General features: G+C 48.5%; 23 protein-coding genes. 20 read left to right on the forward strand and 3 right to left on the reverse strand.

The features are described from left to right. Nucleotides 1-74 precede the first annotated feature (74 nt). On the forward strand, nucleotides 75-752 hold the full coding sequence (locus ACFO5U_RS03600) for a YrrS family protein (RefSeq protein WP_377276782.1): 678 nt from the start codon (nucleotides 75-77) through the stop codon (nucleotides 750-752). Nucleotides 753-800: 48 nt separating this feature from the next. After that, nucleotides 801-1,505, forward strand: coding sequence for a 5'-methylthioadenosine/S-adenosylhomocysteine nucleosidase (gene mtnN, locus ACFO5U_RS03605; protein ID WP_377276784.1), 705 nt, complete (start codon nucleotides 801-803; stop codon nucleotides 1,503-1,505). 102 nt (nucleotides 1,506-1,607) lie between these two features. Here mtnN and pssA read toward each other — a convergent pair whose 3' ends face one another. Beyond that, entirely contained in the window at nucleotides 1,608-2,147 is a 540-nt protein-coding gene (gene pssA, locus ACFO5U_RS03610) for a CDP-diacylglycerol--serine O-phosphatidyltransferase (protein WP_377276786.1), read from the reverse strand. A gap of 90 nt (nucleotides 2,148-2,237) precedes the next feature. Here pssA and ACFO5U_RS03615 point away from each other — a divergent pair, with 90 nt between their 5' ends. The 12 genes from ACFO5U_RS03615 (at nucleotide 2,238) to ACFO5U_RS03670 (ending at nucleotide 11,629) form a co-directional block, all read left to right on the forward strand. Next, a complete protein-coding gene (locus ACFO5U_RS03615; RefSeq protein WP_377276788.1) occupies nucleotides 2,238-3,011 on the forward strand; it encodes a phosphatidylserine decarboxylase in 774 nt (257 codons plus the stop codon). Between the two features lie 29 nt (nucleotides 3,012-3,040). After that, the gene (locus tag ACFO5U_RS03620; RefSeq protein WP_377276789.1) at nucleotides 3,041-3,571 is read left to right on the forward strand and encodes a YqeG family HAD IIIA-type phosphatase; all 531 of its coding nucleotides are present in this window, start codon (nucleotides 3,041-3,043) and stop codon (nucleotides 3,569-3,571) included. Then, nucleotides 3,568-4,671: a ribosome biogenesis GTPase YqeH gene (yqeH, locus tag ACFO5U_RS03625; protein WP_377276791.1), complete on the forward strand. Its 1,104-nt coding sequence runs from the start codon at nucleotides 3,568-3,570 to the stop codon at nucleotides 4,669-4,671. Before ACFO5U_RS03620 ends, yqeH begins: the two co-directional genes overlap by 4 nt. A gap of 11 nt (nucleotides 4,672-4,682) precedes the next feature. Beyond that, nucleotides 4,683-5,507: a shikimate dehydrogenase gene (gene aroE / locus ACFO5U_RS03630; protein WP_377276793.1), complete on the forward strand. Its 825-nt coding sequence runs from the start codon at nucleotides 4,683-4,685 to the stop codon at nucleotides 5,505-5,507. Continuing rightward, nucleotides 5,494-5,784, forward strand: a complete 291-nt coding sequence (gene yhbY / locus ACFO5U_RS03635) for a ribosome assembly RNA-binding protein YhbY (RefSeq protein WP_377276795.1) — start codon at nucleotides 5,494-5,496, stop codon at nucleotides 5,782-5,784. Before aroE ends, yhbY begins: the two co-directional genes overlap by 14 nt. Next, nucleotides 5,781-6,374: a nicotinate-nucleotide adenylyltransferase gene (locus ACFO5U_RS03640; RefSeq protein WP_377276797.1), complete on the forward strand. Its 594-nt coding sequence runs from the start codon at nucleotides 5,781-5,783 to the stop codon at nucleotides 6,372-6,374. The genes yhbY and ACFO5U_RS03640 overlap by 4 nt, the downstream gene beginning before the upstream one ends. Then, nucleotides 6,343-6,915, forward strand: coding sequence for a bis(5'-nucleosyl)-tetraphosphatase (symmetrical) YqeK (yqeK, locus tag ACFO5U_RS03645; RefSeq protein WP_377276798.1), 573 nt, complete (start codon nucleotides 6,343-6,345; stop codon nucleotides 6,913-6,915). Before ACFO5U_RS03640 ends, yqeK begins: the two co-directional genes overlap by 32 nt. Continuing rightward, complete coding sequence (gene rsfS, locus ACFO5U_RS03650) at nucleotides 6,915-7,253, forward strand: ribosome silencing factor (RefSeq protein WP_377276800.1); 339 nt, start codon at nucleotides 6,915-6,917, stop codon at nucleotides 7,251-7,253. The genes yqeK and rsfS overlap by 1 nt, the downstream gene beginning before the upstream one ends. Further along, a complete protein-coding gene (locus ACFO5U_RS03655; RefSeq protein ID WP_377276802.1) occupies nucleotides 7,250-7,972 on the forward strand; it encodes a class I SAM-dependent DNA methyltransferase in 723 nt (240 codons plus the stop codon). Before rsfS ends, ACFO5U_RS03655 begins: the two co-directional genes overlap by 4 nt. A 252-nt stretch (nucleotides 7,973-8,224) precedes the next feature. Continuing rightward, on the forward strand, nucleotides 8,225-8,713 hold the full coding sequence (locus ACFO5U_RS03660; protein WP_377276803.1) for a helix-hairpin-helix domain-containing protein: 489 nt from the start codon (nucleotides 8,225-8,227) through the stop codon (nucleotides 8,711-8,713). Between the two features lie 73 nt (nucleotides 8,714-8,786). Continuing rightward, nucleotides 8,787-9,359 (forward strand): ComE operon protein 2, encoded by a 573-nt coding sequence (locus ACFO5U_RS03665; protein ID WP_377276805.1) that lies wholly within the window; start codon nucleotides 8,787-8,789, stop codon nucleotides 9,357-9,359. Between the two features lie 104 nt (nucleotides 9,360-9,463). Then, on the forward strand, nucleotides 9,464-11,629 hold the full coding sequence (locus tag ACFO5U_RS03670) for a DNA internalization-related competence protein ComEC/Rec2 (protein ID WP_377276807.1): 2,166 nt from the start codon (nucleotides 9,464-9,466) through the stop codon (nucleotides 11,627-11,629). Between the two features lie 33 nt (nucleotides 11,630-11,662). On the opposite strand, the gene ACFO5U_RS03675 is transcribed toward ACFO5U_RS03670, so the two are convergent. Continuing rightward, the gene (locus ACFO5U_RS03675; protein WP_008431587.1) at nucleotides 11,663-11,797 is read right to left on the reverse strand and encodes a YqzM family protein; all 135 of its coding nucleotides are present in this window, start codon (nucleotides 11,795-11,797) and stop codon (nucleotides 11,663-11,665) included. 177 nt (nucleotides 11,798-11,974) lie between these two features. Between ACFO5U_RS03675 and holA the strand changes: the two genes are divergently transcribed. Then, the gene (holA, locus tag ACFO5U_RS03680; RefSeq protein WP_377276808.1) at nucleotides 11,975-13,012 is read left to right on the forward strand and encodes a DNA polymerase III subunit delta; all 1,038 of its coding nucleotides are present in this window, start codon (nucleotides 11,975-11,977) and stop codon (nucleotides 13,010-13,012) included. Nucleotides 13,013-13,107: 95 nt separating this feature from the next. Here holA and rpsT read toward each other — a convergent pair whose 3' ends face one another. Beyond that, a complete protein-coding gene (rpsT, locus tag ACFO5U_RS03685) occupies nucleotides 13,108-13,356 on the reverse strand; it encodes a 30S ribosomal protein S20 (RefSeq protein ID WP_377276809.1) in 249 nt (82 codons plus the stop codon). Between the two features lie 214 nt (nucleotides 13,357-13,570). Between rpsT and lepA the strand changes: the two genes are divergently transcribed. From lepA to dnaK, 5 genes are all read left to right on the forward strand, one after another. Beyond that, on the forward strand, nucleotides 13,571-15,400 hold the full coding sequence (gene lepA, locus ACFO5U_RS03690; protein WP_377276811.1) for a translation elongation factor 4: 1,830 nt from the start codon (nucleotides 13,571-13,573) through the stop codon (nucleotides 15,398-15,400). A 59-nt stretch (nucleotides 15,401-15,459) separates the two neighbouring features. Continuing rightward, a complete protein-coding gene (gene hemW, locus ACFO5U_RS03695; RefSeq protein WP_377276812.1) occupies nucleotides 15,460-16,599 on the forward strand; it encodes a radical SAM family heme chaperone HemW in 1,140 nt (379 codons plus the stop codon). Nucleotides 16,600-16,690: 91 nt separating this feature from the next. After that, complete coding sequence (hrcA, locus tag ACFO5U_RS03700; protein WP_377276814.1) at nucleotides 16,691-17,722, forward strand: heat-inducible transcriptional repressor HrcA; 1,032 nt, start codon at nucleotides 16,691-16,693, stop codon at nucleotides 17,720-17,722. Between the two features lie 19 nt (nucleotides 17,723-17,741). Next, nucleotides 17,742-18,332 (forward strand): nucleotide exchange factor GrpE, encoded by a 591-nt coding sequence (grpE, locus tag ACFO5U_RS03705; protein WP_377276815.1) that lies wholly within the window; start codon nucleotides 17,742-17,744, stop codon nucleotides 18,330-18,332. Between the two features lie 38 nt (nucleotides 18,333-18,370). Next, on the forward strand, nucleotides 18,371-20,203 hold the full coding sequence (gene dnaK, locus ACFO5U_RS03710; RefSeq protein ID WP_377276817.1) for a molecular chaperone DnaK: 1,833 nt from the start codon (nucleotides 18,371-18,373) through the stop codon (nucleotides 20,201-20,203). The last annotated feature ends 89 nt before the right edge of the window (nucleotides 20,204-20,292 follow it).

Raw genomic sequence — 20,292 nt, forward strand, 5'->3', positions numbered from 1 at the left:
AACAAAACTTTAGTTGAAACGTCAAATTTGTCATGGGCAAATTATGATAAACTATTGTGAAAGGGGGGCATAGCATGGCCAACAAAGAACAATCTTATCCCTCTCGTTTGAATAAGAAGAAGAACAATAACAATCGTTCAAATTCGATTCTGAATATAATGATCGCCCTAGTATTTACTTTGGTGATTATCATAGGAGCGACTCTCATATTCGGAGGCCGCGATGATTCAGCAGAACCGGAGTCGGTAGAAGTGGCACCGGAAACTGAAAACCAAACGAGTGAAGAAGATGCAGTAACTGCCGAAGAAAATGATCTTGAAGAAGAGCAAGCAGAAGAAGAGGCAGCGAAAGAAGAAGAGGAAGAAGAAGCTAAAGACGAGGAAGAGGAGGAGACGAAAGGCGGTACGATTACGCGCGAAGACTCCAACGACCCTATCGTCAGCGAAACGATCGTCAACACAAGCTGGGAGCCAATCGGCACTAGCCAGAGCGGAGATCATGTTTCTTCCTACCAGAAGAACTCAGTGGATTGGAATGAAAAAATCGAAGCGGTTACCTACGCTACCGGATTGTCCGAAAATGAGATGTATGTCATGATGGTCCAAAACGGCGGAGGCCCTCAAAAATCGATTGCAACAGTCCAGTCTAAAGACCAATCCGAAAAATACCGCGTGTTCTTGACGTGGGTCGACGGTGAAGGTTGGAAACCAGAGAAAATGGATGTACTTAAAACGCTGGACGGCGCCTACTAAAAGGGCGCCGTTTTTCAGGCGTAATCATGGATGCAAGGAGCGGATGTAATGAGAATCGGTGTAATTGGTGCAATGGAAGAAGAAGTGGAATTGCTGCGCAAACAATTGGCGAATCCTTCTGTTACAGATATAGCCAATAGCGAATTCACAACAGGTACATATAAAGGGCAGCAACTTATTTTGTTGAAAAGCGGAATCGGGAAAGTTAATGCAGCGATGTCAACGACTATCCTATTGCAGGAGTTCAAGCCTGACATCGTTTTGAACATCGGGTCAGCAGGCGGGTTTGACCCGGACTTGGAAGTTGGCGCTGTCGTCATTTCCGATGAAGTACGCCACCACGATGTGGACGCAACGGTCTTTGGTTACGAAATCGGGCAGGTGCCGCAAATGCCTGCCGCGTACAAGGCCAATAAGGAATTGATTGAACTGGCTGTGCAGGCCGTCGATGAAATCGGTGAGCATCAGCACGCAGTCGGCTTGATTGCGACAGGTGACTCGTTCATGAGCGATCCACAGCGTGTAGCTCATGTGAAGCGTTTATTTCCCGACATGAAAGCAGCTGAGATGGAGGCAGCTGCGGTTGCGCAAGTATGTTTCCAATACGACACAGCATTTGTTGTCATCCGTGCTTTATCGGATATCGCCGGAAAAGAATCTTCCGTATCGTTTGATGAATTCTTGCCCGTCGCGGCAAAGCATTCGACAGAAATCGTCTTGCGCGTCATCGAAAAAATGCTGCAGCGCGTCTAAGGAGAAACAATAGTCAACTGGAAGTTTTAATCCATTGGGTGATGGAGTCGAGTGGATCGTTAAAGCGCAATAAAAAAGCTGAGGGCACGAAGCCCTCAGCTTTTATACTTTTCTCAATGTGAATGTACTGATCATCAGCAAGGCTGAAATGAGCAGGATGAACATATAGACCGCAGGTGACCAGTAACTAAAGCCGAAATAAGACAATGTCAGTACGGTACCGGCTGCTGTAATCGGAAGCCCTGTGAAATATCCAGTGGACTCGGAAATATTGAAGCGCGCCAAACGGAATGCCCCGCAGGAAATGTAGATGACTGTGAAGATCATGCCGGCTACTCCGAAGTCTTGCAATGCCAGTTGATGTATGAGCAATGCCGGGGCCACGCCGAATGAAATGATGTCCGCCATCGAATCGAGTTGTTTTCCCAATTCAGACTCTTGATTGTATTTCCTTGCGACCATGCCATCAAAGCGATCCAAAAAAGCGGCAATAAAAATGAACAGTACGCTATAACTATAGTTCCCGGACAAAGTCGCCATCAATGAGGCGCCACCAAGAACCATATTGCCAATCGTCAATGTATTTGCAGCTTGGCTTTTCAGCCTTTTGATCGTGTGATCCATTTTTTCGGTCAATAACAATAGAAGCGCTCCTTTTTTCGATGTGCTTTCGCCAATTATACTGTGAATCGTCAAAAAATGGTAGGATATTTTACCGATGGAGGTACATTTATGAAAAAGCATTTATACCGATCGATGATAGAATTAACCAATGGCAAGGCTAGCTCCGCACTGCTTAAACGTTTTGCCAGATCTTCTGTTAGTCGCCATTTCGTCACAAATTACGCTAAAACCTATCAAATAGAATTACAGGATATAGTGAAGCCGCTGGAAAGCTATCCAAGCTTGCACGATTTCTTCACCCGGAAATTGGCACAACAGGCACGCCCGATTGCAGATGCAGAAATCGTTTCTCCAGTAGATGGCCGTATTGAAATTGCCGGATCGATCGGAAAAGACAGCCGTTTTATCGTGAAAGGCATCAGCTATTCGCTAGCCGAACTGCTCGGCTCTGAACCATCAGCAGCTTCCTATAGCGGCGGCCAGTACGCCATCTTGTATTTATCTCCGGCAGACTATCACCGTATCCACAGCCCTGCAGATGGCAAGGTGCTGCGTCAATATATGCTCGGAGATAAATCGTATCCGGTCAATAAGCTCGGTTTGACATATGGCAAATCCCCGATCAGCGGCAATCGGCGCCTCATTACAGAACTCGAGACGGCTGCGGGCAGGGTGGTGGTCGTGAAAGTCGGGGCCATGTATGTGAATTCGATCGAACTGACAGAGCTTGGAACTGATTGGGAAAAAGGCGCAGAAGTCGGTTATTTCAGCTTCGGTTCTACCGTCGCGTTGTTTTTTGAGCGAGGCAATGTCGAATTTGCCTCTGAAATCGCAGACGGCAGCCGCATCAAGGTGGGAGAACCGCTTGCATATATGGTATAATCAATGGACTTAAGTCCGTAAAACAGGAGTTGTTCACAGTGTATCGATATTTTATCCCAAGGCAGTACGTGAAAGAAGTTTTTGATATTACGCCGGAATCATTGAAAGAAAAAGGGATTCTGGGCATCATTACTGATTTAGACAATACTTTGGTCGAGTGGGACCGTCCGGACGCAACGCCGCGCCTGATCGATTGGCTGAAATCCATGAAAGATGCCGGCATTCAAGTCGTCATTGTCTCGAATAATAACCAAATGCGGGTCAAGTCTTTTTCTGATCCGCTTGGAATTCCGTTTATCCATCAGGCTAGGAAACCGATGGGCAAGGCATTCAGGAAAGCATTGAAAATCATGAGCGTTCAGCGTGAGCAAGTCGTCGTCATTGGTGATCAGATGCTGACGGACATTTTTGGGGGCAACCGCAATAAACTGCATACGATCCTCGTATTGCCTGTTGCCCAGTCGGATGGATTCTTTACCCGCTTTAACCGATTAGTGGAGCGGCGGATCATGAAAAAGCTCAAAGAAAAAGGACAATTGATGTGGGAGGAAGAAAATTGACAGAAATGCCATATTGCATCGGCTGCGGTGTACAGATACAAACAGAGCGAAAAGACGATATCGGCTATGCGCCGCCGTCTTCACTCGATAAAGAAGAAGTAATTTGCCAGCGCTGTTTCCGATTGAAAAACTATAATGAATTGCAGCCCGTTTCCTTGACGGATGATGATTTCCTGCGCATTTTGAACGGGCTCGGCGAACGCAAAGGCCTAATCGTCAAAATCGTCGATATCTTCGACTTCAACGGCAGCTGGCTCCCGGGCTTGCACCGTTTTGTCGGAAATAACCCGATTTTGCTCATCGCTAACAAAGCGGATCTGCTGCCGAAATCCGTCAAAGAAAAAAAGCTCATCAATTGGATGAAGCAAGAGTCTCGCAAATTGGGCTTGAACCCGGTCGATATTTTGACAGTATCCGCACATAAAGGAACAGGTGTTGCAGAAGCGATGGATGCCATCGAGCAATATCGCGAAGGCGGCGATGTCTACGTGGTCGGGTGTACGAATGTCGGCAAGTCAACATTCATCAACCGTGTCATCAAGCAGGCAACAGGCGAAGGCGATGTCATCACAACTTCCCATTTCCCTGGGACGACACTCGATATGATCGGCATTCCGCTCGATGATGAACGTTCTTTATATGATACGCCGGGCATCATCAACCATCATCAATTGGCGCATCATTTGCATACGGAGGATCTGAAAGCCATTATGCCAAAAAATGAAATCAAGCCGCGCGTATTCCAGTTGAATGCCGAACAAACTTTATTTATCGGCGGCCTGGCGCGTTTTGATTTCATCAGCGGCAGCCGTTCATCATTTACAGTTCATGCTGCGAATTCATTGAATATCCATCGCACCAAATTGGACAACGCGGATGAACTGTATGCCCAACATTTAGGTGGCATGCTTGCACCGCCATCAGCTGATTACAAAGAAGATTTCCCAGGACTCGTGCGCCATGAATTCCGCATCAAAGAAGGCAAGACGGATGTGGTGTTCTCTGGTCTCGGCTGGATTACAGTGCAGCATGATAATGTCACCATCGCTGCCCACGCACCAAAAGGAGTAGAAGTTATCGTCCGGCCATCGCTCATTTAGGAGGTTTTCCAATGAAGAAATGGTATGCGGTCATCGGAGATCCGATTTCCCATTCACTATCACCTTTTATGCATGACTATTGGTTTCAGCAGCACGGCATAGATGCATCCTATATTCCGCTTCATGTCGAACCGGCTGACTTGCAGCATGCTATCGAATCGATGAAACTGCTGGGCATCAGCGGCTTTAACATCACCTTGCCCCATAAACAGGCGGTGATCCCATTGCTGGACCAGCTGGATGAAACGGCCCAGCATATGAATGCGGTGAACACGGTGTCTGTAAAAGATCGTAGCTTTAAAGGATTCAATACGGACGGTGATGGATTCGTCCGGTCTCTTTTGAGCTACCCTGTCGATAAAGAAAAAGCCTTGTTGATCGTCGGGGCAGGCGGTGCCGCACGCGGTATCGCTTTTGCGCTGGAACGGGCAGGTTTCACTGATATTTCCATCACCAACCGGACATTCCGCAGAGCACAAGAGCTGGCACTAGAAACCGGCAGCAAAGCATTGGTCATGGCGGACGCCGAAGCGCAGCTGAGTGATTTCGGCACCGTCATCCAAACCACTTCCGTCGGACTGACGGAAGAAGCGCTGCCGATTTCCTTGACGCATCTTGGCAGCGGCTCAGTCGTTGCGGATATTATTTACAATCCACTGGAAACGCCTTTTTTGAAACAAGCTGAAGCAAAAGGCTGTCTCGTGCTCAACGGCGTCGGCATGTTCGTCAATCAAGGCGCCATCGCGTTCGAGAAATGGACTGGCATCCGGCCGGATACCGAAGAAATGATTAAACTGATAACAGAAAAACTAGGAGGCAATCATGTTAACAAATAAACAAAAACGTTTTTTAAAAAGCGAAGCCCATCATTTAGCACCGATCTTTCAAGTCGGAAAAGGCGGTGTCAGCGATGCGATGCTCGTACAGATCGGAGAAGCGCTTGAAAAACGCGAACTAGTAAAAATCAGCATTCTGCAGAACAATGAAGACGGCAAACATGACGTTGCCGAAAATTTGGCAAAAGGCACGAAGGCGGAACTCGTTCAATTGATCGGGCATACAGTCGTTCTCTATAAGACATCCGTCAACAATAAACGGATTGAGCTTCCGTGAACAAAAGGAAAATCGGAATTCTTGGTGGAACATTCAATCCGCCGCATTTTGGCCATTTGATTATGGCGAACGAAGCTTATCACACGCTCGGTTTAGAGCAAGTGCGGTTCATGCCGAACGCCATCGCCCCTCATAAAGAGGCGAGTGGCGTCGACACGGAAAAGCGGTTGACGATGACCCGTTTGGCGATAGATGGCCATCGCCAGTTTCAACTGGAAGATTTCGAAATCTCCAACGGCGGCGTGTCTTATACTTACGATACGATGGCTGAATTGACAGAGCGTGAACCCGATTGTGAATTTTACTTCATTATCGGGGGCGACATGATCGAAAGCCTCCATACATGGCACCGCATCGACGAACTTGTGAAACTCGTGCAATTCGTCGGCATCGGGCGACCTGGCTATCAGGCGGATACCCGTTATCCTGTCAAGATGGTCGATTCGCCGGAGATGCATTTGTCTTCGACAATGCTGCGCAACCGTGTAGCTGCTGGCCGTCCATTGACTTTTTTCGTGCCGCAGCAAGTGGAAGCTTTTATCCGAAAGGAGCGATTGTATGGACCCGAGTCTGATGCTCCAAAAAGTTAAAGATCGCATGCCTGAAAAACGCTATATCCATGTATTAGGTGTAATGGGAACGGCTGTTTCATTGGCGCGCCATTACGGCGTTCCGGAACACAAAGCACGCATCGCGGCGATCCTTCACGACGTGGCGAAATATGCAGACCGCGAATGGATGCGCCAAATCATCGAAACCAAAGGAATGGATCCTCAATTGCTCGACTACCATCACGAGCTGTGGCACGCCCCAGTTGGTGCATACGTCGCATCTTATGAATTCGGGATCGATGATGAGGATGTTCTCAACGCCATCCGTTACCATACGACAGGGAGGGCTGACATGAGCGCCCTGGAAAAAATCATCTACATCGCAGATATGATTGAACCGAACCGCAAATTCCCGGGAGTCGAGGAGCTGCGTGCGCAACAGACGCAAGGCCTTGACCCACTGATGGAAGCTGCAGTCCGGCAATCGATCGAATTTTTAGAATCCAAAAATCAACCGGTATATCCGGACTCCTTGAAATGCCTTGAGCATTTTGAGCAACAGAGAGGGAACGTGAAATAATGGCTAAAGATACGTTATTACAATTGGCTCAAAAAGCCGCAGAAGATAAAAAAGCAGAGGATATCGTCGTATTGAACATGGAGGGAATCTCGATGTTGGCGGATTACTTCCTCATCTGCAGCGCAAACTCAGACCGCCAAGTGCAGGCGATTGCCCGCGAATTGATGGATAAAGCTGGAGAAGCCGGCTATCAAGTGAAAAGTGCGGAAGGCTTTGATGCAGCGCGCTGGATCTTGGTCGACCTGGGCGATGTGGTCGCACATGTATTCCACCGCGATGAACGTTCATATTACAACCTTGAGCGGCTCTGGCGCGACGCACCTGAACTGGAAGCATGAACTACGGAAGATTCGCAGCTGTATACGACGACTTGATGGAAGATATCCCGTATGAGCAGTATGTGGAATGGATCGCTCAATCGATGCGCTCTGGCAGTGTCCTCGATCTTGCTTGCGGCACCGGCGTGCTGTCGGAATTGATGGCAGAACTCGGATATTCCGTTACTGCGAGCGATTTGTCCGCGGATATGCTGACGGTCGCACAGCGTCGTTTCAAGGAAACGGGCCACAATATCCCGGTACTGCAATTGTCGATGGACAATTTGGAAGGGCTTGAGGATTTTGATGCGGTGACAATCGCGATCGATTCACTGAACTATTTGGCTCAGGAAGAGCAAGTGGTGAAGACGTTCGAGCAAGTTTACGCTGCTTTGAAACCGGGAGGCCACCTGTTTTTCGATGTCCATTCGGTTTTCAAGGTCGACGAAATCTTCATGCAAAGCCCGTTTGTCTATGATGGCGAGGACATGGCGTATATTTGGCACACGGAACGTGGATCAGCGCCGCATAGCGTAATCCATGATTTGACGTTTTTCGTGCGGGAAGGTTGGATGTTCGAGCGCTTTGAAGAAACTCACGAGCAGCGGACATTTCCGATTGACTCGTACCGAAAGTGGCTAAAACAAGCCGGATTCAAAGTCACATCGGTGACAGCAGATTTCACCGATGACGCCCCGAACGATGAAAGCGAACGGATTTTTTTCCATGCAGTAAAATAATACGAAAACCGCTGGCGCATGCTGGCGGTTTTTTCTATTTGAACGATGGACATCGCTCCCAGAGTTAATATATAATTCAGATAGCTTCAAAAGATTGTCTCCTGCGGAAACGAGGGATGCCCACTGAATCTTTCTCCGCAAGTCGCCAAATACGTACGGTTTGCTGTACCGGCCGCCGTTGTTTTGGCTCTCCTGTATTTTTTTCTTCTGCGTGACCCCCCGCAAACGACCCGCCTTGAAGACTTGGCGTCCTTGCAGCAATTCGAAGAGCAGACAGCGTCACCCCCAATAGAGCAAACACCACTTGCCACGACCGTCATGATCGATATTAAAGGAGCCGTCAAAAACACCGGCTTGTACGAATTGCCTATCGGCGCCCGCATGGCGGATGCCATTGAAGCGGCTGGCGGATTTTTGCCGGACGCCGATAGCCGTTCGATCAATCTAGCGGTTGTTGTGCTCGATGAATCATCGGTCTATGTGCCGAAAACTGGAGAAGAAACCGCCCCTGCATTGGCTCAAATGACAGCCGGCAGCAGCGCGCCATCTCAAATCAACTTGAACAGTGCGACAGAGGCGGAATTGACGGAACTGCCAGGAATCGGGCCAGCGAAAGCGGCGGCGATTGTCGCCCACCGAAACGACAACGGGCCGTTTCAAAGCATCGAGCAATTAACGGACGTCACGGGCATCGGTGACAAAAGTTTTGAGCAATTAAAAGACCTGGTCCGTGTCCGGTAAGCTGTCCGCTGCTACTTGACGTGACCACTGCCTCTGCTAAACTTGATTTAATCAAACAGCAGGAGGCAATCAGATGAAGCGAATAACGTGGGATCAATTTTTTATGGCTCAAAGCCATCTCTTGGCGCTGCGCAGCACATGTACACGATTGGCGGTCGGCGCAACCATCGTGCGCGACCGGCGCATCATGGCGGGCGGCTATAACGGCTCGATTTCGGGAGGCGACCATTGCATAGATAAAGGCTGTTATGTGGTCGACAATCATTGCGTGCGGACTATCCATGCAGAAATGAATGCGCTGCTCCAATGCGCCAAATACGGCGTCAGCGTCAGTGGCGCGGATATGTATGTCAGCCATTTCCCGTGCCTCCAATGTACGAAATCAATTATTCAAGCCGGCATTTCACGCCTTTATTATGCAGCCGATTACAAAAATCATGAATATGCGATCGAGCTGCTTGAACAAGCGAATGTCGAAGTTATCCAAGTCGTGTTCGATGAACGCATGATTGACTTTCTAAGCGTGGAAAAAACAGCGCTCTACATGGAGTTGATTGAAAAGCTTGGCGCCAAAGGGGCGAGTGAAGAAGAATTGTCCTATTATAAAGAACGGGTGAAGGAACTATTCGGAGAACTTCTCGTTTAACGGAACCGTTATTTCTTTATTCGGCGATTGCGCTTGCAATCGCCACTTACGCAGCACATGACTCAGCAAAACTGCTATTGCTCATGGTGCTGCTCTTTTTTTGGATGGCTTATAAGAAAGAGCCGTTTTCATGGATGGCCGTAATTGCTGTTTTCACGCTTGCGGCCTTTTTTTTAGCGCAATCCCGCCATGATGATGGGCCTTTATTGTCTGGTGATTACGAAGGACTCGCGGAATTCCATGAGCTTTCGATCGATGGTGCCCGTATGAATGGATTTGCATCGATCGATTCCGGCCAACAGGTTTATGCCAGCTACCAGATCGGTTCAGCTGAGGAAAAACAAAGTTTGGAAGATTTGGGGCCCGCCGTGTTGGTGCATGTAAGGGGAAGTTTCAGTGAACCGAAAGCTGCTCCACATGAATTTGCTTTCAATATGGAACATTATTTGAAGACCAATAATGCTCGCGGCATACTTACGATCGACTCGATTGCTGCAGCATCGCCAAAAGGCGGAATTGCCGGGAATTTGGCACAGCAACGCCACAAACTGCTGCGTCATATCGAGCAGCGTTTTCCGGAGGCGCTCGTATCGGAAGCCCATGCGCTTTTGCTCGGGGAACGCGGTGGGCTCGATGCGGACGAGGCGCGTGTGCAGCGTACTCTTGGCATCACCCATTTGTTTGCGATTTCAGGACTTCACGTGGGAATCGTGGCCGGGATGGTTTATTTTACCTTATTGCGCATGCGTGTCCGCAAAGAAACAGCGACCGTCCTGCTCATTCTCGCGTTGCCGCTTTATGCTGTTTTGGCTGGGGCTGCGCCGTCTGTCATGCGTGCATGCACGATGGCGGTTTTGGTGTTGTTTGCCCGTTTGTTCGGCCTCCGCGTTTCGGCGATTCAAGCTTTAAGTGCCAGCTGGATCGTTTTTCTGTTGATCGAACCGTCGCTGCTTTTTTCAATCGGTTTTCAATTGTCCTATGGCGCGAGTTTTGGCATTATCGCCTCCTTGAAATTATTGGAAGGCGTTCCATATTTCAAAGCCGGTTTGATTGTGACAGCGGTGTCGCAGCTAAGTTTGTATCCGCTGTTGTTATTTCATTTCTATGAAATTTCTTTATCTTCGTTTTTGGTGAACGCCTTATATGTTCCGTTATTTACACTCTTTATTTTACCCGCAAATTTTTTGCTATTGGCAGTGTCGTTTTTTCCGGGCAAAGCAGCACAGCCGTTTTTCGCTCTGTACGAGCCTGTAAGGCTGTGGATCGCCCAACTGACAAATCACCTGGCGGCTATGCCACATCAGCTGTGGACGCCCGGCAAACCCGCCTTAGCGCTAGTGGTGGTGATGTTCGCGTGCGCCATCGCGTTTTTTGTGAAAATCGAAAAGCGCCGTAGCCTGCGATATGTGCTTGTACTCATCGCTCCGGCACTGTTAATGACCGCTAAACCTTTTTTAGACCCGGCGCTGCATGTCAGCTTTCTCGATGTCGGCCAAGGAGATAGCATCTTGATTGAATTGCCGTATCGAAGAGGTGTGTACTTGATCGATTCGGGCGGCGTGCTGCGTTTCGGGGAAGAGGGCTATCAGCGGCGTTCGCGTCCCTTTGAAGTGGGGCGAGGAACGGTGGTTCCCTATTTAAAAGGGCGGGGCATATCCGAGCTTGACTTATTTGTCATTAGCCATCCTGATGCCGATCATGCAGAAGGCGCAGATGAACTTTTTGAAGAACTTCGCGTGAAACGAATGCACATTACGCCAGGATCCGAGACGACTGCATTAATGGCCGATTTGGCGCCGTTCTCAAAAGAAGCCGCGGTAGACTCCCCGAAAAAGGGAGCGTCTTGGAATATCGGAGCCACCCGTTTTATATATCTGTCTCCAGATGATGGCGAATATGAAGGCAACGATGATTCGCTCGTTCTCCTGATGGAGCATCAAGGTCAGCGCTTTTTGTTCACTGGTGATTTGGAAGAAAATGGGGAGCGGAAAATAGTGGAGAACTATGGGGATGAACTTTCCGGGTTATCCGTATTGAAAGTGGGGCATCACGGAAGCAAAACATCGAGTTCGCAAATTTTTTTGGAGGCACTGAAACCGCAAATTTCCATTGCCTCTGCCGGCAAGGACAACCGCTATGGGCACCCGAGCCCCGAAGTGACTGAACGTTTCGAGTCGCTGGATCTGCTGTTGTTAACCACTGCAGAAAGCGGCACCATTCGTGTGACGGTGAAAAACGGGAAAGTGGTTGTCGACATGAGCGGCAAATAAAAAAGCCCCGGCATAAGCCGGGGCTCTTCGTGTTCAGCGGGCTGCGAATTGCACTAAGCCAGCAATGATAAAAATAAGAGCGAAGAAACCAAAGGAAACGACGAAGCCCATCCCTGCATCGATGGCATCGTTGCGTTTGGACTGGACGTTTTGTTCAAATTCATTCATGAAAATCCCTCCTAGTTGATTTTATTATAAGCGAAGAAAACCGAAAAATCCATATTGAACTAAACATTGTCCACTGATTTCAGCGTCTGACACACAACTGTCAAAACCGGAGGCACTTCGCTGTGCAGACCTGAATCGAAAAATCCGTTATAGTAGAGGGAAGAGGGAGTGGACCAGATGATTACATCCATATGGAAATCAATTCGCGCCGATAAAATCGACCCGGTTTATTTGATCGTCGGGAGCGAGAGCTATTTCATCACGAAAACACTCGATTTATTGAAAACACAAATGGCGTCGGCGTCAGAGCTCGGTGCCGCAAGCTATGACCTGGAAGAAGTTCCAGTGGGGCATGTGCTCGAGGAAGCGGACACGATTCCATTTTTCAGCGACCGCAAGTTAGTCATCGCACGAAATGCTTCATTTTTAAAAGCGGCGGAGCGGGGCAAAGAAAAAATCAACCATGATTTAAAAGCACTGGAAGCTTGGCTCGAACATCCACCGGCCACAAGCGTCACGGTATTTGTTGCGCCATATGAAAAATTGGATGAACGGAAAAAAATCGTCAAGCTGATGAAAAAGCATGTTGTGCTGATTGAGGCAAAGTCATTGCAGCCGCATGAGCTCGAGAGCTGGATGGCGCATGAAGCGAAAACGCACGGCAAAACCCTCCAGCGTCAAGCGGCCCAAAGATTGATTGAACTCGCAGGAACCGATTTGACACTGCTCGCTTCCGAGCTGGAGAAAATGGCGCTTTATCTTGGATCTGGACAAGAGGAGATCACCGATCAGCTCATCCAGGAGATGACGTCGCGAACATTGGAACAGGATGCTTTCAAGATGCTGCAAGCTTATTTGGACGGCGACATCAAAACGGCGCTCAGCGTCTATTACGATCTGCTGCGCCAAAAAGAAGAGCCGGTGGCACTTGCGGCATTGCTCGCGTCGCAGATCCGCTTCATGGTCCACGTCTATTATTTGCAGAAAAAAGGCTATCACGCACAGCAGATTTCCAAACAGCTGAAAGCCCATCCGTACCGTGTCAAGCTGCTCGTGGAAAAGCGCCGTCAAATTTCCGAACAGCGCTTGCTGCAAGTGCTCGGGGACCTGGCGGATATCGACCTGCAGTTGAAGACCACTTCCGGCAACCGGGAGCGCGTGTTGGAATTCTTCTTGATGAAACGGGCGGGGCATAACCAGCAGATGGCGAAATAGGTTTCATGCAACACAAAAAGGCTGCCCAATGCGAGGGGCAGCCTTTTTGCGCAAAGAAAAAAACCGACCCAAGAGGATCGGTTTTTTGATGCGTTTTACGCTTTTTTCATGAGGCTAGCTTTTTTGCGGGCTGCAGTGTTTTTGTGTAGCAAACCTTTAGAAGCCGCTTTCTCAACTTGTTTGATCGCTGCTTTGATAGAAGCACCTTTGCTTTCTTCATTGTTGGCTACAGCTTGCTCGGCCTTTTTCACAGAAGAACGCATTGATGATTTAACAGATGAGTTCTGAGCATTTTTCGTATCGTTCGTGCGAACACGTTTGATTGCAGATTTAATGTTTGGCATATCTTTCACCTCCTAGACAATTTAAGTTTAGGCGGGGTCGCCTTCACTCTTCAGTGTCTCTATACAACAAAAGTTATTTTATCAAATCGGGATGGCAAATGCAATAGTTACGTGCAAAGAAGTTTCCCTTGACAGCGAATACAGTGCGGTCATACATTGCTCTAAGCCTGCCGGACTGCTATAATTCAAAGTAGTTTATATGGGAGTGAAGAAAATGAATCTAGAACAGAGAATCGCGAGACAGCAGAAAATCCGCAACTTTTCCATTATCGCCCACATCGATCATGGAAAATCGACGCTGGCAGACCGCATATTGGAAAAAACCAATGCACTGACAGCGCGTGAAATGAAATCCCAATTGCTCGACTCCATGGATTTGGAACGGGAAAGAGGAATTACTATCAAATTGAATGCCGTTCAGCTGAACTATACAGCAAAAGACGGAGAAACGTATATTATGCATTTGATCGATACACCGGGACACGTCGATTTCACCTATGAAGTATCCCGCAGCCTCGCCGCGTGCGAAGGTGCAGTCCTTGTTGTGGATGCGGCGCAAGGAATCGAAGCTCAGACATTGGCTAACGTTTATTTAGCGCTTGATAACGATCTTGAAATTTTGCCGGTCATCAACAAGATCGATTTGCCGGCAGCAGACCCGGAGCGTGTTCGCCAAGAAGTCGAAGATGTCATCGGGCTGGATGCTTCAGAAGCGGTGCTCGCTTCAGCGAAAGCGGGAATCGGCATCGAAGAAATCCTGGAACAGATCGTCGAAAAAGTTCCGCCGCCGACAGGCGACCCTTCAGCTCCCTTGAAAGCTTTGATTTTTGATTCGCTTTACGACCCGTATCGCGGAGTGGTAGCGTATATCCGAATCATCGACGGTACGGTAAAGCCTGGAGACAAAATTAAAATGATGGCTAGTGGCAACGAATTCGAAGTCGTTGAAGCTGGCGTATTTACGCCGAAAGTCACCTTGCGCGATGAATTGACGGTAGGGGATGTCGGCTTTTTGACAGCGGCCATCAAAAACGTCGCCGATTCCCGCGTCGGTGACACCATCACTTTAGCGAACAATCCTGCTGAAGAAGCGTTGCCGGGCTATCGCCGGTTGAACCCGATGGTTTATTGCGGTCTTTACCCAATCGATACATCCAAATACAACGATCTGCGCGACGCACTAGAAAAACTCGAATTGAACGATGCCGCATTGCAGTTCGAGCCGGAATCCTCACAGGCGCTTGGCTTCGGCTATCGCTGTGGCTTCCTTGGCTTGCTGCATATGGAGATTATCCAGGAGCGCATCGAACGCGAGTTCAATATCGATTTGATTACAACAGCGCCAAGTGTAATTTACCACGTCCATATGACCGATGGCACAGTGCTTAATATTGACAACCCGGCGATGATGCCAGATCCACAGAAAATCTCTGTCGTTGAAGAACCTTACGTCAAAGCAACGGTCATGGTGCCGAACGATTATGTCGGTGCGGTGATGGAAATCTGCCAGAAAAAACGCGGCAATTTCATGACGATGGACTATGTCGATAATTCCCGTGTCAGCATCATTTACGAATTGCCGCTTGCGGAGATCGTCTATGATTTCTTTGACCAATTGAAATCCGGCACAAAAGGCTACGCATCATTTGATTACGAACTAATCGGCTATAAAGAATCCAAGCTCGTCAAGATGGACATATTGCTGAATGCTGAAAAAGTGGATGCGTTGAGCTTTATCGTCCATAGTGAATTTGCTTACGAACGTGGAAAGGTCATAGTCGACAAATTGAAGACTTTGATTCCGCGCCAGCAATTCGAAGTGCCGATCCAGGCAGCGATCGGCCAGAAAATCGTTGCCCGCCAAACGATCAGCGCCATCCGGAAAAACGTCCTCGCGAAATGCTACGGCGGCGATATTTCCCGTAAGCGCAAACTTCTTGATAAGCAGAAAGAAGGGAAAAAGCGGATGAAGCAAGTCGGCTCCGTAGAAGTTCCCCAAGAAGCATTTATGGCTGTCCTGAAAATGGACGACCAATCCAAATAAAACGAAAAAAAGGAGGCGGCTTTTCTGCCTCCTTTTCTTATTAGAAAGAAGGATTTTCAATGGTAAAAGGCATGTACATCCATATCCCATTCTGCCATCAGATTTGTTTTTACTGCGATTTCAATAAAGTGTTTTTTAAAGACCAGCCGGTGGATGCCTATATCGAATCGGTCGGCAAAGAACTGGCGCTGTGGAAACAACAAGGCGCACTCGACCACCCGCTCGAGACGGTATTTCTCGGCGGCGGCACACCGACGGCGCTGACACCTGCACAATTAGAGCGTTTGCTGGAATTGGTGCATCAGTACGTGCCGATGGCAGCAGATGTCGAATGGAGCTCGGAAGCCAATCCGGATGAATTGACGCGCGAAAAAATGGAAGTGCTCTATAAGGGCGGCGTCAACCGCCTGAGCATGGGTGTCCAGACCTTCGATCAGGACTTGTTGAAACGCCTCGGCAGGACCCATGCCAACGAAGATGTGCTGCGTGCAGTTGAAACGGCGCGTGAAGTCGGCTTCACCAACATCAGCTTTGATTTGATGTACGGGCTTCCGGGTCAGACCATGGCGCAGTGGGATGAAACGCTCGAGCAGGCGTTTGCATTCGATATGCCGCATTTCTCGGCGTATTCATTGATCATCGAACCGAAGACGGTATTTTACAATTTAATGGTCAAAGGCAAGCTCAACACCGTTACGGAAGATTTGGAAGGCGATATGTATGAGCGGCTTATTGAAGAAATGGAAAAGCACGGCCTGCAGCAATACGAAATCTCCAATTTTGCCAAACCGGGCCATGAATCCCGCCATAATTTATTGTATTGGAACAACGAAGAATACATCGGCGTCGGCGCCGGTTCGCACGGCTATATCAATGGAGTCCGTTATTCCAATCACGGCCCATTGAAAAAATACATGGAACCGCTTGAACAAGGCATCCGCCCTGTACTCGATACGACGGAAGTGACCGTTAAAGCACAGATGGAAGAAGAAATGTTCCTCGGCTTGCGCAAAACGCAAGGCGTAGCGCTGGCGCATTTTGAAGAAAAGTTCAACACGCCGCTCGTGGAGGTTTACGGAGACATTGTGCAAAAAGAGCAGGCCAAAGGCAATTTGGCCATCGAAGACGGCTTTTTAAAGCTGACCCATAAAGGCCGTTTTGTCGGCAATGAAGTATTCGAACAATTTTTGCTTTCGTAAAAGCGCATCCGTTGACAAGCTAAAAAAGATTTGGTAATTTTAGTGTAGTCTTAGCACTCGAACTCATAGAGTGCTAACAGAGGTGATGATCATGTTAACAGAACGGCAACTGCTCATTTTAAAAGTGACAGTAGATGATTATATCCAATCAGCGCAGCCGGTAGGATCGAACCAACTAGCTAAAAAGCCGGGCATGTCCTTCAGCCCGGCAACTATCCGCAATGAGTTGGCGGAGCTTGAAGGGCAAGGCTACCTCGAAAAGACTCATACTTCTTCAGGGCGGATTCCGTCGCAAAAAGGTTATCGCTATTATGTTGACCATTTGCTGACGCCGAATCCGATTCCAGAAAACGACCTCGTTCAATTGCGTTCGGTTTTCGAAGAAAAAGTCAATGAAACCGAAGAGATCATTAAACGGTCGGCAGGCATTTTGTCGGAGTTGACAAATTATACGTCGATTCTGCTCGGGCCGGATATCCGCAAACACATCGTCAGAAAATTGTCGATTGTGCCTTTGTCGCCGGGTATGGCTGTAGCGATCATCGTTACCGATTCCGGTCATGTGGAAAATCGCATATTTTCCATTCCGCCGGACTTGAATGCATCCGATATCGAAAAGATGGTCAATATTTTGAACGAGCGCCTAATCGGCGTTGCGCTGCATAATTTGCATAAGCGGCTTGAGCAGGAAACACATGTCTTGTTGCGCCAGCATATCGAGCGCTACGGCGAATTGTACCGGACGTTCCAGCAGGCGATGCTGCTTCCGCATGCAGAAAATGTCTATTATGGAGGCAAGCTGAATATTTTAAAGCAGCCGGATTTCCATGATATCCAAAAAATTCGAGAGCTGATGAACGTCATGGAAGAAGCAAAACACATTCCCGAAATTCTTCCGGTCGGCACTCAAGGGCTGCAGATCCGCATCGGATCCGAAAACGCCTTGGCGGCGATGGAAGATTGCTCGGTCATTACGGTGTCTTATGATATCGGTGATGAGCAAATGGGCACAATCGCAATCGTCGGGCCGAAGAGAATGGATTATCGCCGGATCGTCTCGCTTTTGGATTATGTGAGCGGCGATTTATCGAAAGAACTGACTCGGCTGTTCCAAGGAAAGTGAACTTAAGGAGGCATATATTTTGTCGAATGAAAAAGAACAGATCAAGCAACAGGACCTAGAACAGGACATCAATGAGGCCGATGAGCAACAGGCGCCGGAAGAGACAGAAACAGCGGCCGCTGAAAGTGTGGACGATGCATCAAACGACAGCGAGGAAACGGTTGACGAACTAGCCCAACTGCAAGCGCAGGTCGAAGCAGAACAAAACAAGTATTTGCGGCTTCTTGCGGATTTTGATAATTTCAAACGCCGCGCAAAACTGGACCAGGAAATCGCGAAGAAGTTCCGCTCTCAATCGCTGTTGACTGATTTGCTGCCGGTGCTGGATAATTTTGAACGAGCGCTCGCAACGGAAACAAAGAGCGACGAATCGGCAACTATCCTTAAAGGTGTCTCAATGGTGCAGAAATCCTTGCTAGAAGCTGTCAAAGCCGAAGGGCTGGAGGAAATCAAGTCAACCGGCGAGCCGTTTGATCCTCATTTCCATCAAGCAGTCATCCAGGAAAGCGATCCTGAAGCAGAGCCGGGTATTGTGTTACAAGAATTGCAAAAAGGGTATACCCTGAATGGCAGAGTGTTGCGTCCGGCTATGGTAAAAGTGAACGAATAATTTCAATTATACAATCTAACGCTAATGGAGGAATTTCAATGAGCAAAATTATCGGAATCGACTTAGGTACAACAAACTCAGCAGTCGCAGTTTTAGAAGGCGGCGAACCAAAAATTATCCCAAATCCAGAAGGCAACCGCACGACGCCGTCTGTCGTATCGTTCAAAAACGGCGAACGCCAAGTCGGTGAAGTGGCAAAACGCCAATCCATCACTAACCCGAACACTATCCAATCCGTCAAACGCTTGATGGGTACACAGGAAAAAGTGACGGCTGAAGACAAAGAATACACGCCACAGGAAGTTTCAGCGATGATCCTTCAATACATCAAAGGGTATGCAGAAGACTATCTTGGCGAAAAAGTAACCAAAGCGGTCATCACTGTACCTGCATATTTCAACGATGCAGAACGCCAAGCGACTAAAGACGCTGGGCGCATCGCAGGTCTTGAAGTGGAACGCATCATCAACGAGCCGACTGCTGCTGCACTTGCCTACGGTCTTGATAAAATGGATAAAGATGAAACGATCCTTGTTTATGACCTTGGCGGCGGTACGTTCGACGTTTCGATCCTGGAACTGGGCGACGGCGTTTTCGAAGTAAAATCAACTGCCGGCGACAACCGTCTGGGCGGCGATGATTTCGATAAACTGATCATCGATTATTTGGTGCAGGAATTCAAAAAAGAAAACGGCATTGACTTGTCGAAAGATAAAATGGCTACACAACGCTTGAAAGATGCAGCTGAAAAAGCGAAAAAAGATTTGTCCGGCGTAACGTCAACACAAATTTCATTGCCGTTTATCACTGCAGGCGAAGCAGGGCCGCTCCACATGGAAATGAGCCTATCCCGCGCGAAATTCGATGAGTTGACTTCATCACTTGTAGAACGCACAATGGGGCCGACTCGCCAAGCATTGAAAGATGCAGGCATTTCCGCGTCAGAACTTGACCGCGTCATTTTGGTCGGTGGATCTACACGCATCCCTGCAGTCCAGGAAGCAGTCAAGAAAGAAACGGGCAAAGAGCCGCATAAAGGCGTTAACCCGGATGAAGTCGTTGCGATGGGCGCAGCAGTCCAAGGCGGCGTCTTGACTGGCGACGTACAAGACGTAGTATTGCTTGACGTGACGCCACTGTCACTTGGCATCGAAACGATGGGCGGCGTGTTCACGAAATTGATCGATCGCAACACGACAATCCCGACATCGAAATCACAAACATTCTCTACTGCAGCGGATAACCAGCCCGCAGTCGACATTCATGTTATGCAAGGCGAGCGCCCGATGGCTGCAAACAACAAAACACTCGGACGTTTCCAATTGGCCGATATCCCGCCTGCACCGCGCGGCGTACCGCAAATCGAAGTAAGCTTTGATATCGACAAAAACGGTATTGTCAGCGTTAAGGCGAAAGATCTTGGTACGCAAAAAGAGCAGACGATCACAATCCAATCCAGCACGACTCTGTCGGATGACGAGATCGAGCGCATGGTGAAAGAAGCGGAAGAAAACGCTGAAGCGGATGCAAAACGCAAAGAAGAAGTGGAATTGCGCAATGAAGCTGACCAAGCTGTTTTCACAACCGATAAGACCATCACAGACCTCGGCGAAGCTGTTTCTGAAGAAGAAAAGAAACAAGCCGAAGAAGCGCGCGATGAATTGAAAACGGCCCTTGAAGGCGAGGACATCGAAGACATCCGCGTGAAAAAAGACAAGCTCCAAGAAATTCTCCAAGGCTTTGCAATGAAAGCTTACGAGCAAGCTGCAGCTAACCAGCAAGCAGCTGAAGGAGCAGAGCAACCAGGACAGGATGACGACGTCATGGATGCAGAATTCGAAGAAGTAAACGACGACAATAAAGACAAGTAAGATAAGCAAGGCCGAAAAAGTCAAAGCAAAGCAACTGCTTTGGCTTTTTCACGATTAAAAGCACTTTAATTTTGCATGCCAGGTTTCCC

The sequence above is a fragment of the Planococcus dechangensis genome, assembly GCF_042654465.1.
GTDB lineage: Bacteria > Bacillota > Bacilli > Bacillales_A > Planococcaceae > Planococcus > Planococcus dechangensis.